Raw genomic sequence first — 14,506 nt, 5'->3', positions numbered from 1 at the left:
ATAGGTGAAAATTTTGATCAAAATCAATGATTTGGCTTTTAAGTATGAGAAAAATGATTGCAAATCCATAACAAATATTAATTTTGAAATTTCAAAAGGGGAAGTGGTACTGGTCTTAGGGCCATCTGGCTCGGGTAAAAGTACTTTTGCATTATCTCTCAATGGCATTATACCTAATATCATACCTGGTGAGATGGAAGGGACTGTTGAAATTTGCGGTGAAAAAACTGATGGAACTCCAGTTCATCAATTGACTCAAAAAGTGGGAATTGTTTTTCAAGACCCTGAAGCGCAATTTGTTAGTTTGAATGTAGAGGATGAAATTGTTTTTGCATTGGAAAATCTTTGCTTTTCTCATGATGAAATGGAAAAACGGTTAATTGAGGCACTAAATAAAGTCAACATGTTAGATTATCGCTATAGGGAGGTTTACAGCCTTTCAGGTGGTGAAAAACAAAAAATTCTTTTAGCTGCATTAATAGCTATGCATCCTTCTGTTTTCATTTTTGATGAACCAACAGCTAATTTAGACCCTTTCGGTACTTTAGATTTTTTTGAAAAGTTAAAGGACCTTAAAAAAGTTGAAAATAATACAATAATTCTCATTGAGCATAAACTTGATGATTTAATGGAAATCATTGATAGAATTTTAGTTATAAATAAACAGGGAATTAAAATAGCCGAAGGAACACCAAGGGAAATTTTCACGAACAAAGCAGATATTCTTATTAGGGAAGGAATTTGGATGCCTCAGGTGGTTATGCTTTATTATGAGCTGGAAAAAAATAACATAAAACTTGATAGGGTGCCATTGACCATTCCGGAAGCTGTTGAATCTATAAGAAATCTTGAAAATTTTGCGAACAATAAAAAATCTAATGATTTTAATGAAATTTCACAGTCTTTTGAGGAAAATAAAGAAAATGTGATTAAAATTGAAGATTTGTCATTTTCATATGGTAAAAAGAAGGTATTGGATTTTATTAATTTAAATGTCAATTCCGGTGATTTTTTAGCTATTGTCGGAACTAATGGGGCAGGTAAAACTACATTGGCTAAACATATGGTGAATGTTATAGAACCTCCTAAATCTAAGGTTTTCATTGATAATGAGGATATATCTAACATATCCTCAAAAAATCTAAGCAAAAAGATAGGATATGTTTTTCAAAATCCTGAACATCAGTTTATTAAGGACACAGTTGAGGAACAATTGAGCTTTGGATTGAAACTTAGAGGATTTTCACAAGATCAAATTGATAATTGGCTAAATAAAACCTTAAAGCAATTTGATATAGAAAATTATCGAAACAAAAGCCCATTTATGTTAAGCCATGGTCAAAAACGGTTATTAAGTGTTGCAACAATGTTGACCTTAGGTCAGGATATCTTAATATTGGATGAGCCCACTTTTGGTCAAGATTTTAAAAGTTCAACTAAATTGTTAAGTTTTTTAAAGTCTTTAAATGATAAAGGTAAAACAATAATCGTGATTACTCATGATATGAGTTTGGTGGAAAAATACGCTGAAGAAGTTGTTGTAATGAATAAAGGAAAGATAATTTTTAAGGGAACAACAAAGGATCTTTTTAAGAGGGATGAAATTCTTGAAAGAGCATCATTAACTTTACCTCCTCTTTTGAAACTTTCTAAGCGTTTATCTCATTATGATGAAAATTTGAGGGGCATGTCTTCTAGTGAGGAGTTTGTTGATTATTTCAGTCAACAGGTGGTACTGTGAAGATCTTTTTCTATGATAACGCTTCTTTTTTAAACAAATTAAATCCACTATCTAAGATAATTAGTTTTTTTCCATTTCTTTTTTTAATTTGTTTGATTAATGAGATTTGGATACCTCTGGCGTTTATTGTTTTTACAGCACTGATTATTTTAACACTGGGCAAAATTCCCATTATTAGGTTTTTAAAGATTTCAGCTCCAATATCGATTTTTTCACTTTCGATTTTTATTCTGTTTTTGCTAGCTGCAAGAAGTGATTTAACTGCAGGTTCTCCAATACTTTTTTCCATTGGGTCATTTAATATTTATTGGACTAGTGTTTATCTAGGTTTGATTTATGCTGTTAGAATTTATTCTTTGCTTATTTTAGCATTGCCTTTTAGTCTCACTACAGAACCAAGTAATTTTATACGATCTTTAATTCAAAATTTGAATATTCCTTATAAATTTAGTTATGGGGTTATGGTTGCATTTAGATTTATACCTATGATAGAAACCGAATTTAATGTTGTAAGGTCTGCTCACAAAGTTATGGGATTTTCCGATGAGAAGGGGATTTTTTCTTATTTCAATAAACTAAAAAGATATTCTGTTCCACTTATTGTTAATTCCATCAGAATTGGCAGTAGAGCTGCATTGTCTATGGATAGCAGAGCTTTTGGAGCTTTTGAAGAACGTACATTTTTTAAAAAACTCAAATTCGATAGGGATGATTGGATTTATGTATTGATGTATTGGATTACAGGGTCATTAATATTTTTCATCGCATATAAATTTGGATTGATGGGTGAAATTGGTTTTTATTTAGGTAAATTTGGTTAAATATTAATCAATTTCACTATTGGTTATTTCTTCAGTATTGTGAATAGTTTTATAGGGTTTTAATTCTTCAAACATTACTTCAGAGAAATTTTCTATATTTAAAACTTCCATTCCAAATAAATTGGAAAGTTTATTGCAAGTTTGTTGGGGAACATCCGTCAATATTAAAAAAGGATGAACCTTTTCAGAACTTAATAGTTTGGCCATTTTTGAATATTTTTCCAGATAATGGTGGTAATCTGATGTTTTTGATTCAATCCAATAAATGTCCTCTTCAACTGAAAATAAAACATCTAGTTCGAAATCATCTCCATTAGGTAAAATTATTTGCGGATTTAATAAAAAAGATGTTTCTTTGTTGATGTTCAATTTTTTTATTAATTCTTCAATTTCATTTACAACATAACATTCTAGCCAATGCCCTGTTAAAAAATTAATAACAAGAGGGATTCTATTAGGTGCTGCAATAATTTGATATTTGGGTGATTTTAGATATTTGTAATAACTTAAAAAAGTTAGTTTATATAAATTATGACAGAATTGACATGAGTATCCAATTTCTTCTTGTGTAAAGTTTCTCATATATATTCTAACACTTTCTCCGGTTGATAACTTAGATTTAATGGCTTTATAAACAGCACTAATTTTCGAATAATTATTGCCCATAAAAGAGGATAAAGTTTAATATTCTAAAACAGGTGAATTTAATGAAAAAATTAAATATATTGCTGATATTGGCTATCATTTTAATTTGTTGTGTTGGTACAGTTAGTGCAACAGATACAAATGAAAGTGCAATAATTGAGGAAAGTGATGTTATTGGAGCAGATGTTGCTGATGAATCACTTGTAGACGTTGAAAAGAATGTGATTACAGTTGATGAAAATAATTTAAATAGAACTAATATTGGCAATAATATTGATGTTACTGGTTCTGCAGGAACTGATTCATGGTCATTAGTATCTGGCATGGAATTACAAGATGATTATGCTAATGTAACTGGCAACACTATTCTTGTTAATAATGTTGCAGGTTATAATCCATCATTCAATGCATTTGGAGTTAGTTACGCTCAATGGACTTCTGGAAATCATATCTATGATATATACAATAATAATATTCTTGTTAAAAATGGAACATATGCGGTTTATTTAATGAGTGCAGTTAATACTACTGTGCATTATAATGCTTTAAAAACTATTAACTCCGCTGGTACTGTTAACTGTGGTGATGCTGCAGTATATATTGGTGGTGGAAGCGGTAATAGTGTTAGTAATAATTATTGCCGAGACATTATAAACACTATTTCATCTTCTTTCATAGATTTAAAAATACCCTTTGCGAATATTTATAAATCTGGTTCTTATTTAGGAAATTTTCAAAAAATAGGAGTTATAAGAAGTTAATTATGTAAAACTATTGGGAGTTTAAAACTCTCATTTTTTTATTTTTTTAGGAGGACTTTAAATATGACGTTTAAAAAAATTTTTCTTTTAATTTTAATTTTTACAATTTTACTTTCGTTTAATGCAGTCAATGCTTTGGAAGATATTAACTCTTCTGATACAGTTGATCAATCAATAGATTTATCAATAGATGATGAAAACACTAATATTGAAAATAATTCAGATAAGGTGGATACTGTATTAAAGGTGGCTGATAGTGATGTTTTAAAAGATGGATCATATAATTCTTCTGAAGAAAATTCTCAACATGTTGTTTATGTTGGACCAAATACAGAGGATGGTAATGGATCTTATGATAATCCTTTTAAAACATTAACAATAGCCATTCAAAAGACTAAGAATGTTGAAAAGAATTTAACAATCAAGTTTTTTGAAGGAACTCATATTATAGAAAATACAGCGTTTTGGTCTTATACTAATGTAATTATGGAGCCAGTTAGTGGTGAAGTAATTTTAAAACCAAAACCTCATAATAGTGTTGAGTTAACATTTGATGGATGGTATTGGAAAATAAATAATTTAATTTTTGATGCTTCAGACTTAACTGGTAGTTATTATAGGTTAACTGGAACTTCTACGGGAGGTGAGATTTATAATTGTACTTTTAGGGGCTTTAATAAAAACCCAATTTTGTATTGGTTAAGAAGTTTGGAATCTAGTCTTATAGTTTCGAATTGTAAATTCATTGATATTGATAATCCAACAGGATATATTTTAGAATCATTCGGAGGACAATTTAAATATTGTATTTTTTCAGCTAATTGTTCCAGATTTATAAGTACATTCTCTAAAAATGTAACTTTGGAGGATGTTTGGTTAGGTTCTAATACTATTCCATCTTCTTTTAATATTACAGATGATCTATCTTTTTATCCTATTCCAATTTATTTTCATAACTGTTCATTAATTATCAATAGGCATGCGATATTTTCTATTTCTGAGAATTATATTAATGATACTGCTTATGAGATTGTTGGTAAATTGATGTGGAATGATAGTACAAGTGATGGTATTGATCAGTTAGGTCCTATGAATGTTACTTTATCTTCAACTACTGGTGAATTGCCAGATACTGCTGTTTTAGAAAATGGTACTTTCAGAGTAATTTATAGAAGTAATTCTAAAGACCATACAGTCACTGCTAAGTTAGACTTTGAAGAATTGGAATTGAATTTTGAAACAGCAGATATTGATGTGAGTGTTGAAGATATTCTTATTGGACAATATGCTAATATTACTGTGACTTTACCTGATAATTCAAATGGTATAGTTAACGTAGTGGTTAATAATAAAACTTATACAGTGAATGTTACAGACTCATCTTCTGTTAATATTACTGTTGATGAGATTTTAAATGAAGGAGAATACACTGTATATGCCACATTTAAAGATGAAGTAAATCAGGTTTATGGTGAAGCTTCAACTAATTTCACAGTATCCAAAATTGAGGATTATCAAATATATATCACTGCTCCAAGTGAAGCTAAAGTTGGAGATGATGTTATTATAACAATCAATCTTCCAATTGATGCTACTGGAAACGTAACTATTCAAGTAAATGATGATAAACAAAACCTAACAATAATAAATGGCACTGCTTCTTTAACTTTTACTCATTTAAAAGAAGGAGTCTACTCAGTCATTGTTAATTATACTGGTGACAATAAATATGGTTCTAATGGAAATAGCACTAGTTTTACAGTATCTAAAATTGAAATAAACAATACTGATGAAGTATTAGATATCACCACTCCAATAGGTACCAGCCCTACATTCAGTATTAATTTACCTGCTGATGCAACAGGTAATTTAACTGTAACAGTGGATGGTAAAAATTATACCCAAACACTTTTTAACGGTAGTGCTACTGTAAATGTTCCTGTATTATCAGCTGGAAACCATAATATAATAATTACCTATTCTGGTGATGATAAATATGCTCCAATAGTTAAAAATACTACTATTAACATTCCTAAACCTAAATTAACCGGTAAAGATATTACAATGTACTATACTAGTGGATACAAATATAAGATTCTTGTAACTTTGAATGGTGTTGCAGTTAAAGGAAAAAAAGTAATTATTAAGTTCAATAAGAAACCTTATCTAGTCATCACTGATAAAAATGGATATGCTATCTTAAAACTTGATGCAAAACCAGGTAAATACACAATAACTGCAACATATGATAATGTCAAATTAAATAAAAACATCACTATAAAAAGTATTGTTTTTGCTAAAAATTTAAAAGTTAAAAAATCAGCTAAAAAACTTAAAATCAAAGTTTCTTTGAAAAAAGTCAACGGCAAATATTTAAAAGGTAAAATAACATTAAAATTTAAAGGAAAAAAATATAAAGCAAAAACCAATAAAAAAGGTGTAGCGATTTTTAGTATTAAGAAGAATGTTCTTAAAAAATTAAAAGTTGGTAAAAAATACACTTACAACGTATCTTACCTTAAAGATAGTGTAAGTAAAAAAATTACAGTTAAAAAATAGAGTTAATTCTTCTCTATTTTATTTTTTTTTTTTTTTATTTTAAGATCCATAAGTGGAGGTGGATTATGAAAAAGTTTTTTATTTTTTTGATGTTGGTTTTACTTTTAGGAATTAATATTGTATCTGCAAATGAAATTAATGATAATTTAACTTTAGATGATGATTCTTCCAATCTGGAAGTTAGTAATATTACTAATGAATTGAAATCTGATGATTCATCAGATTTAATAAAATCGGGATCTGATGTCATTGTAGTGAATAATTGGGATGAACTTCAATATTATGCATCACAAACAGATAAGGATTATATTGTAAAATTAAAGGAAAATACTAACTTTTATCCTACTAATTCTTCTGATTCAAACTGTCAAATTAAAGTTTTGAATAATTTTACTATTTTAGGTAGTTCTGGAGCATATATTGGTGATAATTCATCAATTCCCAAACTAATCAAATATACTGCTATTATTGTCCAAGATGGGGTTAATGCAGGTTTAACATTAAAAGGCATTGATTTTAAATGGATTAACGTACAGCACAGTCCTGATGCAATATTTCTTCAAATGGCTGGTAAATCAAATAACTCATTGGTGAATTGCTCATTTAGTAATATTAATACTAAGTTAGGTCATTCCTGTATTGTGTATTTAAAAAGAGGTTATGCAACTTTAGATAATTGTACTTTTATTAATTGTACAACTGATTTTGGTTGTGCTAGTATTTTTGAACGTTATCATTTTAAATCTGCGCACATGTTTGTGAAAAATTGTTATTTTGGAAATAATTATGCTAGAACTGAACCTGGTTGTATTAATAATTGTGCTCTTTTAACTGTTTACAATACTACATTTTATAAAAATAGGTCTTTTTGGTGGGCTGGAGCAATTCATACTCATGGTGGAGCTAATACAACTATTTATGATTCTAATTTCACAGATAATGTAGCTGGTTGGAATGGTGGAGCATTGTATACTTATAGTTACTTGCAAATTTATAATACAATATTTGAAGGTAATAATTGCACTACTAATAATGGTGGAGGAGCAATTGGAGCTTGTAATTATGAAACAGCACCTCATATTTATATTGAAAATTCTTTATTTAAAAATAATGAAAATCTTTGCTGGGCTCTTGATAACACATCAACAACTGGAACTGGTCGTGGAGGAGCAATTTCTATAATGGATGAAGGTTCAATAGAGGTTAGAAATTCGACTTTTATTTCAAATGCGGCTTCAATTGGTACAGCAATATGTGTATTAGATCCAGGTGGGGATTGGGGTTCTCCAAATGTTATCATTGAAGGAAATAAATTCATTAATCATACTAGATATGGTGATGTTTTATATGTTGAATTAGGTTCATCAAATGCAAGTATTTCGGATAATTATTATTTGGGAAATTCAATTGAATTTTCAAGGTTAAATCTTGAATTATTAGATGTTAATGATGATAATGCTTCATTTAAAATTAATTCGAAATTAGTTAATCCCCAATATTATGATTCAGATATTTTAGATAAAACGCTTTATGATGTTTATGTGGATAATAAGTATTTTAAAACAGTAAATTCAACTAGTTTTACTTTAGATTTTGATGATTTGGACATTTTTAATGTATATGTTATTCCAAGTATTTCTAATCATAAATCAAACAGTTTAACAGTAATTAGTACTCGCGAATATATTTTCATTTCAAAAAATTATGGAAATGATGCTAATAATGGATTATCAAGGTCGAATCCTGTTTTTTCAATTAAAAAAGCAATTGAACTTTCTAAAAATTGTAAAAATATTTTAATTATGGATGGGGATTTTTATGAAGAAGATCTTCAAATAAATAATGATTTGACAATTAAAGGTGAGGGTAATGCTAAATTTATTGGTAGTATTTCAAAGTCTATGTTTAGTGTAAATGCCAGTAATTTCACTATTAAAAATATGAATATTGTTAATTTAACTGGAAATACTTTTGTTAAACAGAATAACGGTAATTTAATTATTTTAAAATGTTTAATAATGGATAATTTAGTATCTAAATTTATAGATTCTACTTCTGTTGAAATAGTTAATTCTATAATTATGAATAATAATGCAGTTATAGTTTATAATAATGGATTTGCATCAATTAAAAATTCGATTTTAATAAATAACAAAAAGGATATTATTTCTGGTAACATTGAGAATATTAATGTTAATTATAATTGGTGGGGTAACAATTTAAATAATTTAACTAAACCTAATAATTTAAAAATGGATAATTGGTTAATTTTAAATATTACTTCAAATTCAGATTCTCTTGAGCAAAATCAAGTGACATTAGTTCAGTTTGGTTTTAATCTGGTTAATGGCGATGAATATTTGGATTTTCCTAAATTTAATTTAAAAATTATCCCAGTTAATGGAAGTATTAATAAAAATATTACAGATTGTTATTCTACAGTGGAGTATACCTTAACAGAGTTATATGATGGGTCTTTAACTGCTAGTTATAATGGAATTTTCACCACGATTAATTTTAAATTTTTAAAATCTGATCCTAATATTTCATTTAAGGCTAAAAATGTTATGTATGGTGATAATTTAGTTGTTGAAGTCAAACTTCCAAATGATATTAGTGGCAATTTAACAGTTTGTGTTGGCAATTTAACTCAGGTAAAAGAAATTGCAAATGCTAATACAATATTTATTTTTGAAAATTTAAAAGCAGGTAATTATCCAATCATTATTAACTATACTGGAGATAAAAAATATTTGCCTCAAATTAAAACAACTTCGGTTACAGTATCTAAATATAATTCTTTTACTAAAATTTTAATTAATGAATTTGTGGTTGGTGGTGATGTTGTTTTAAATATCACTGTTAATGATGATGCTACAGGTAATGTAAGTATTTCAGTAAATGGTGTTGTTAACACATTAATTTTAGAAAATGCAAAAGCATCATATACCATGAAAAATGTAAGTAGAGGGGATTATTTTATCAGAACTATTTACAGTGGAGATGATAAGTATTTATCTAGCGAAAGTTCATATAATCTTGAAGTAGATAATTTAAATTCAACTATGGATGCGGTAATTGAAGATATTACTTATGGCGAAATGGTTACTATACAGATTACTTTAAATGATAATGCTACAGGGAATGTAAGTGCTACAATTGATGGTAAAACAAATACATCTAGTGTTGTCAATGGAAAATCAACAATAACTTTTGAAAATATTGATGCTGGAATCAAAAATGTTGTAATATTTTATACTGGTGATGATACTTACTTTAATAAAACAATAATTAATAATTTCACAATAAATAAGACTAATCTGTCATTTAATATTTCATCCAGCAGTATAAAAATTGGTCAGGATGCAATTATTTATATTAGTGTTCCTCCAAAGGTAAGTGGAACATTCACTATTAATGGAGTTACATTAAAAATCCCATTATCTGGTAATTTAGTTTATATAATTGAAGATTTAGAAATTGGTGAATATACATTTGTTGCAACATATTCAGGTAATAATTATTTTACTGTTTCTAATTCCACCACATTTAGCGTATCGGATTATCCTAATTCCCAATGGGTAAATGAAGGTTTTGACACTAGCAATAGTGGAAAATCAATATATGATAGTGAAGTTAATGGTAATGTATTTTGGAATCAAACTATCGGTGGTGAAATTGTTGGTAGTCTGATGATTGATTATGAAGGCAATATTTATGTAGCAACAAAATCTAGAATTTATTCTTTTACAAGTAATGGAACTCCAAGATGGAATTGTTCATATGGTACACATGATGGTAATTTTTCAGGAATCACAATTGGTCGGGATGTAATAATTTCACCAAAATCTGGAGATACATTATACTTTATAAATCAAACAACTGGTGAGATTTATGGGAGTTCTAATATATATCAAGGATCTAGTTTATTTTCACCTATTATTGATTCTAATGCAAATTTATACATTGTTAGTGAGTATCAAGTTTCATCAAACAATTATAATCTTGTTATAGTTCCATTTAAGGCTTGGAAGCATGGTGGACAAATTAAAATAGTTGATTTAGGTAATGTAAAACCTATTGCTTCACCAACACTAAATGATGATATTATAGTTGTTTTATCCCAAAACACTCTTAGAGTAATTGACGCTAAAACGTTGAAAACTATTTTTATCAAAAGTGGAAATTATGCTAAAGTAAAGCCGGTTATTGGTGAAGGAAACATAATTTACACGATTCATGATGATTTTATTGTTGCATATAACAGTTCTGGTGCTCGAATGTGGAAAACAAAAGTAACTGGAGGTGTTGGAAACAAGATAATTCTGAATCATGAAAAAGGAGTATATTCAGTTAATTCACAAGGTAAATTATATAAATATGATTTAATTAGTGGTATCGAATCTTTAGTTAGTGATTTGAGTATAAGTTCTGGTGTTTTAATAGATAATAATGGAAATTTGTATTTTGCTTCTGGTAAAATGTTTTATGGAATCAATAGTGATGGTAAAGTTTTGTGGAAGTCTGATTTGGGATGTAAAATAACTGGAAATCCAATAATGAATGCTGATGGTATGATTTATGTCACTTCTGAGGATAATAGTATTTTTGCATTAAATAGTTCTGAATTAATTAATCCTAATTTATCTGTTTTTGTTGAAAACGGTACTGCTGTTGGTGATGTGAGGATTATAATTACTTTAAATAATCAAGCATCAGGCAATATCTCTTTTAAAATTGGTGAAAAAATATATGAATATATTATTGATAAAGGAGTATTTCAAATAACTATTCCAAATTTACCAATTGGTAATTATTCAATTAACGTCACATATAGTGGTGATATGAGATTTAATAAGGTTAGTAAATTGGCTAGTTTTGTTGTTAAGGATATTCCAATGATTAATATGAATAACAAGATTCAATCTGATGGAAATTCAATTTTCACTATTAGTCTACCTGATGATGCAATTGGGAATTTAACTATCTATGTTGATGGTACAGCTTATATTATAAATCTTGTCAAAGGTAGTGCTTTATTAAAAATTCCAGATCTATCTTCTGGAAATCATAATATTTTTATTATATATCTTGGGGATGATAAATATGCAGCGAATATTCATTACTGTGTTGTAAATATTCCTCCTGTGAAGTTATCTGGCTTTGATGTTATAATGCCGTATACTAGTGGGGTTAAGTATAAAGTTAGACTAACTTGGGGAAATGTAAATTTAGTTGGTAAAACCATAACTTTCATGGTAAACGGTAAAAAAACACAAGCTAAAACTGATAAATATGGTTATGCTTCATTTAAGATTAATTTAAATCCTAGTTCCAAAAAATACACCGTAATATCAATGTATAATGGAGTTAAAACAACTAATAAAATAACAGTAAAAAGCATAATATCTGCTAAAAATCTAAAAGTTAAAAAATCTGCTAAAACACTTAAAATTAAAGTATCTTTGAATAAAATCAATGGAAAATATTTAAAAGGCAAAAAAATCACTTTAAAATTCAAGGGCAAAATATATAACGCAAAAACCAATAAAAAAGGACTTGCAACTTTTAATATTAAGAAAAACATTCTTAAAAAATTAAAAGTTGGAAAAAAATACAGTTATAATGTATCTTACTTAAAGGATAATGCAAATAAAAAATGCAGTTAAAAAATAATGTTATTGATAATATAATGTTATTTTTATATTATTTTTTTATTTAATTAATTGTTTAATACTAAAATGAAGGTGAAACGATGAAAAAACAGTTAAAAGTTTTTGTTTTAACAATGATGATTTTATTAATTTGTTGTGTTGGGCAAGTTAGTGCAACAAATGATAATAGTTCATTAACCTATGATGGAGATGAAATAATTGTTAATGATATTGATAATGAGAACATATTAAGTTCAGTTAATAATAATCAAAAATCATCTGAAGAGTTTTATGAAGTTCATGTTGGTCAAAACATCACTGAAGATGGAGGTAATGGTTCTTATGAAAATCCTTTTGCAACTCTAGATTTAGCATGTATTGATGTTAATGGCAAAGGTAATGTAAAAATTAATATATTTGATGGAATTTATTATGTTGGATCAAACTTAAAATTTAATACAAGTAATTTATTAATGCAATCCATTAATGGTGGAAATGTTATTATTAAACCAGTTAACTCTAATAGTTATTCACAGTCACTAGGATTTGTTTCTGCGTCTTCTAATTTTACATTTTCTAATATTACTTTTGATGCAAAAGATTATGGTTATGTACAAAATTATACTCCAATTAGTGGTAATTATAGTTGGTTTAATGTAGTGAAAGGTAAATTTATGGATGGCAAATTTCATAATTGTACTTTTTTAAATTTTTACCGTACTTATGTTTTATCTTACCATTCTCCTTTTGAATTTATTAATTGTAAGTTTAGTAAGTGTGATATAATTCTTGAAAAATATTATTTTAATGTTAAGGCATTATTTAAATACTGTATTTTAGATAAAGATCCTGAGTCTCATTTTTTTGCAAGAATGATGACTACATCACAAATAGGAATGTTAAAAGATTGTTGGTTCTGTCAAAATACTCTTCCTAATTATGTTGTTACCCTTAGTGGGCAGATGACTTATTATCCTTCAGGTACGTGGGCTATTGGTAAATGTTTAGTTTCAAGTTATGCGGTATTTTCTATTTGTGAAAAATACTTGGGAAATAATAAATATGAAATCATTGGTAAATTAATGAGGAATGGTACAAATGAAGTTATTAAAAATATAAGACCTATGGTGGTTAATTTATCTTCAAATACAGGTGAATTAGCATGGACTGCAATTTTAGAAAATGGTACTTTTAAAGTAATTTACACTAGCAATTCTTCAAATAACAAGATCACTGCTAAATTAGATGAACAAATAATTAATTTAAATTTTAAAAATATTGGCATTAATGCAAGCTGTAATAATATTCATCCTACTGAAAATGCAAATATAACTGTAAATTTGCCTGAGGCTATATCTGGCATTGTTAATGTTACTATTAATAATAAAACTCATTCTTTAAGTATAAATAATGAAGCTTTAGTTAATGTAACTATTAATGATTTAGATGAAGGTAATTATACGGCTAATATTTACTTTTTTGATAAAGTAAATCATATTCATGGTTTAACTTCAGTTAATTTTATTGTATCTAAAGTTGATGATTATCAGATTTATGTAATCGCTCCAAGTGAAATCAAAGTTGGTGAAAATGCAACTTTAAAAATTATTGTGCCTTCTGATGCTAATGGTAATATTGATGTTTTTGTAGGGGATAAAAATTATACAAAAGAATTAACTAATAGTACTATTAATATTGATATTCCAAATTTAGTTTTTGGAAATAATAATTTAATTGTGAAGTTTTCTGGAAATAAAAAATACAGAGAAAAAACAAAAAATGTTATTGTAACTGTTGATAAGATTAATCCGTTAATTAATATCCTAATTCCTAGTGATGTTAAAGTGGGTGATGAGGTAAATATAACCTTTAATTTAGCTAATGATGCTACTGGAAACCTAACTGTTGAGCTTAACAATATAAAACAAAATTTAACTATTATAAATGGTGTTTCAACTTTAAATTTAAGCTTTTCTGAAGAAGGAACTTATATCCTAATTTTAAATTACAAAGGTGATGATAAATATTGCTCAAATGAAAACACAACTTGTATTAAAGTATCTAAAGTTCAAATCGTTAATATTGATAAAGTATTGGATATAAATTCTTTTAAAGACAATAGCCTATATTTTGCTATTAATTTACCTTTAGATGCAACTGGTAACTTAACAGTTAGTGTTGGTGGTAAAAATTATGTTGAAACTTTAGTAAAAGGCAATGCTAAAATTAAAATCCTTGAATTATGTGAAGGTGAACACAATGTTAATATTGCATATTCTGGGGATGATAAGTATGAATCATTTGCTAAAAACATTTCTGTATCTA

The 14,506-nt window shown here is 27.5% G+C and carries 7 protein-coding genes; 6 read left to right on the top strand and 1 reads right to left on the bottom strand.

Annotation, left to right across the window (positions count from 1 at the left end; all coding sequences use genetic code 11):
* The first annotated feature begins 13 nt into the window (after window positions 1-13).
* Together Q9968_RS04065 and Q9968_RS04060 are read left to right on the top strand one after the other, a co-directional pair.
* Window positions 14-1,741, top strand: a complete 1,728-nt coding sequence (locus tag Q9968_RS04065) for an ABC transporter ATP-binding protein (RefSeq protein ID WP_305513735.1) — start codon at window positions 14-16, stop codon at window positions 1,739-1,741.
* Window positions 1,738-2,562, top strand: coding sequence for an energy-coupling factor transporter transmembrane protein EcfT (locus Q9968_RS04060; protein WP_305513734.1), 825 nt, complete (start codon window positions 1,738-1,740; stop codon window positions 2,560-2,562). Before Q9968_RS04065 ends, Q9968_RS04060 begins: the two co-directional genes overlap by 4 nt.
* 3 nt (window positions 2,563-2,565) lie before the next feature.
* Here Q9968_RS04060 and Q9968_RS04055 read toward each other — a convergent pair whose 3' ends face one another.
* The gene (locus tag Q9968_RS04055; protein WP_305513732.1) at window positions 2,566-3,228 is read right to left on the bottom strand and encodes a hypothetical protein; all 663 of its coding nucleotides are present in this window, start codon (window positions 3,226-3,228) and stop codon (window positions 2,566-2,568) included.
* 41 nt (window positions 3,229-3,269) lie between these two features.
* On the opposite strand from Q9968_RS04055, the gene Q9968_RS04050 reads away from it, so the two are divergent.
* The 4 genes from Q9968_RS04050 to Q9968_RS04035 all read left to right on the top strand — a co-directional run.
* The gene (locus Q9968_RS04050; protein WP_305513730.1) at window positions 3,270-3,968 is read left to right on the top strand and encodes a hypothetical protein; all 699 of its coding nucleotides are present in this window, start codon (window positions 3,270-3,272) and stop codon (window positions 3,966-3,968) included.
* A 63-nt stretch (window positions 3,969-4,031) separates the two neighbouring features.
* Window positions 4,032-6,527 carry an Ig-like domain-containing protein gene (locus Q9968_RS04045; RefSeq protein WP_305513728.1) on the top strand — a complete coding sequence of 832 codons (2,496 nt, stop codon included), beginning with the start codon at window positions 4,032-4,034 and terminating at the stop codon, window positions 6,525-6,527.
* A gap of 65 nt (window positions 6,528-6,592) precedes the next feature.
* Window positions 6,593-12,196 carry an Ig-like domain repeat protein gene (locus tag Q9968_RS04040; RefSeq protein WP_305513722.1) on the top strand — a complete coding sequence of 1,868 codons (5,604 nt, stop codon included), beginning with the start codon at window positions 6,593-6,595 and terminating at the stop codon, window positions 12,194-12,196.
* Between the two features lie 86 nt (window positions 12,197-12,282).
* A partial coding sequence (locus Q9968_RS04035) for an Ig-like domain-containing protein (protein ID WP_305513721.1) occupies window positions 12,283-14,506 on the top strand: 2,224 nt, incomplete at its 3' end.

This window comes from Methanobrevibacter sp. V14 (assembly GCF_963082475.1).
GTDB lineage: Archaea > Methanobacteriota > Methanobacteria > Methanobacteriales > Methanobacteriaceae > Methanocatella.
The sequence above is the reverse complement of the archived record's forward strand: the minus strand, read 5'-3'. Positions and strand labels throughout refer to the sequence as shown.

What these genes read in the sequence shown, in the direction of transcription:
- Q9968_RS04055 (WP_305513732.1), bottom strand. Translation starts at nt 3,228, where the DNA reads ATGGGCAATAATTATTCGAAAATTAGTGCTGTTTATAAAGCCATTAAA.
- Q9968_RS04040 (WP_305513722.1), top strand. Translation starts at nt 6,593, where the DNA reads ATGAAAAAGTTTTTTATTTTTTTGATGTTGGTTTTACTTTTAGGAATT.
- Q9968_RS04045 (WP_305513728.1), top strand. Translation starts at nt 4,032, where the DNA reads ATGACGTTTAAAAAAATTTTTCTTTTAATTTTAATTTTTACAATTTTA.
- Q9968_RS04050 (WP_305513730.1), top strand. Translation starts at nt 3,270, where the DNA reads ATGAAAAAATTAAATATATTGCTGATATTGGCTATCATTTTAATTTGT.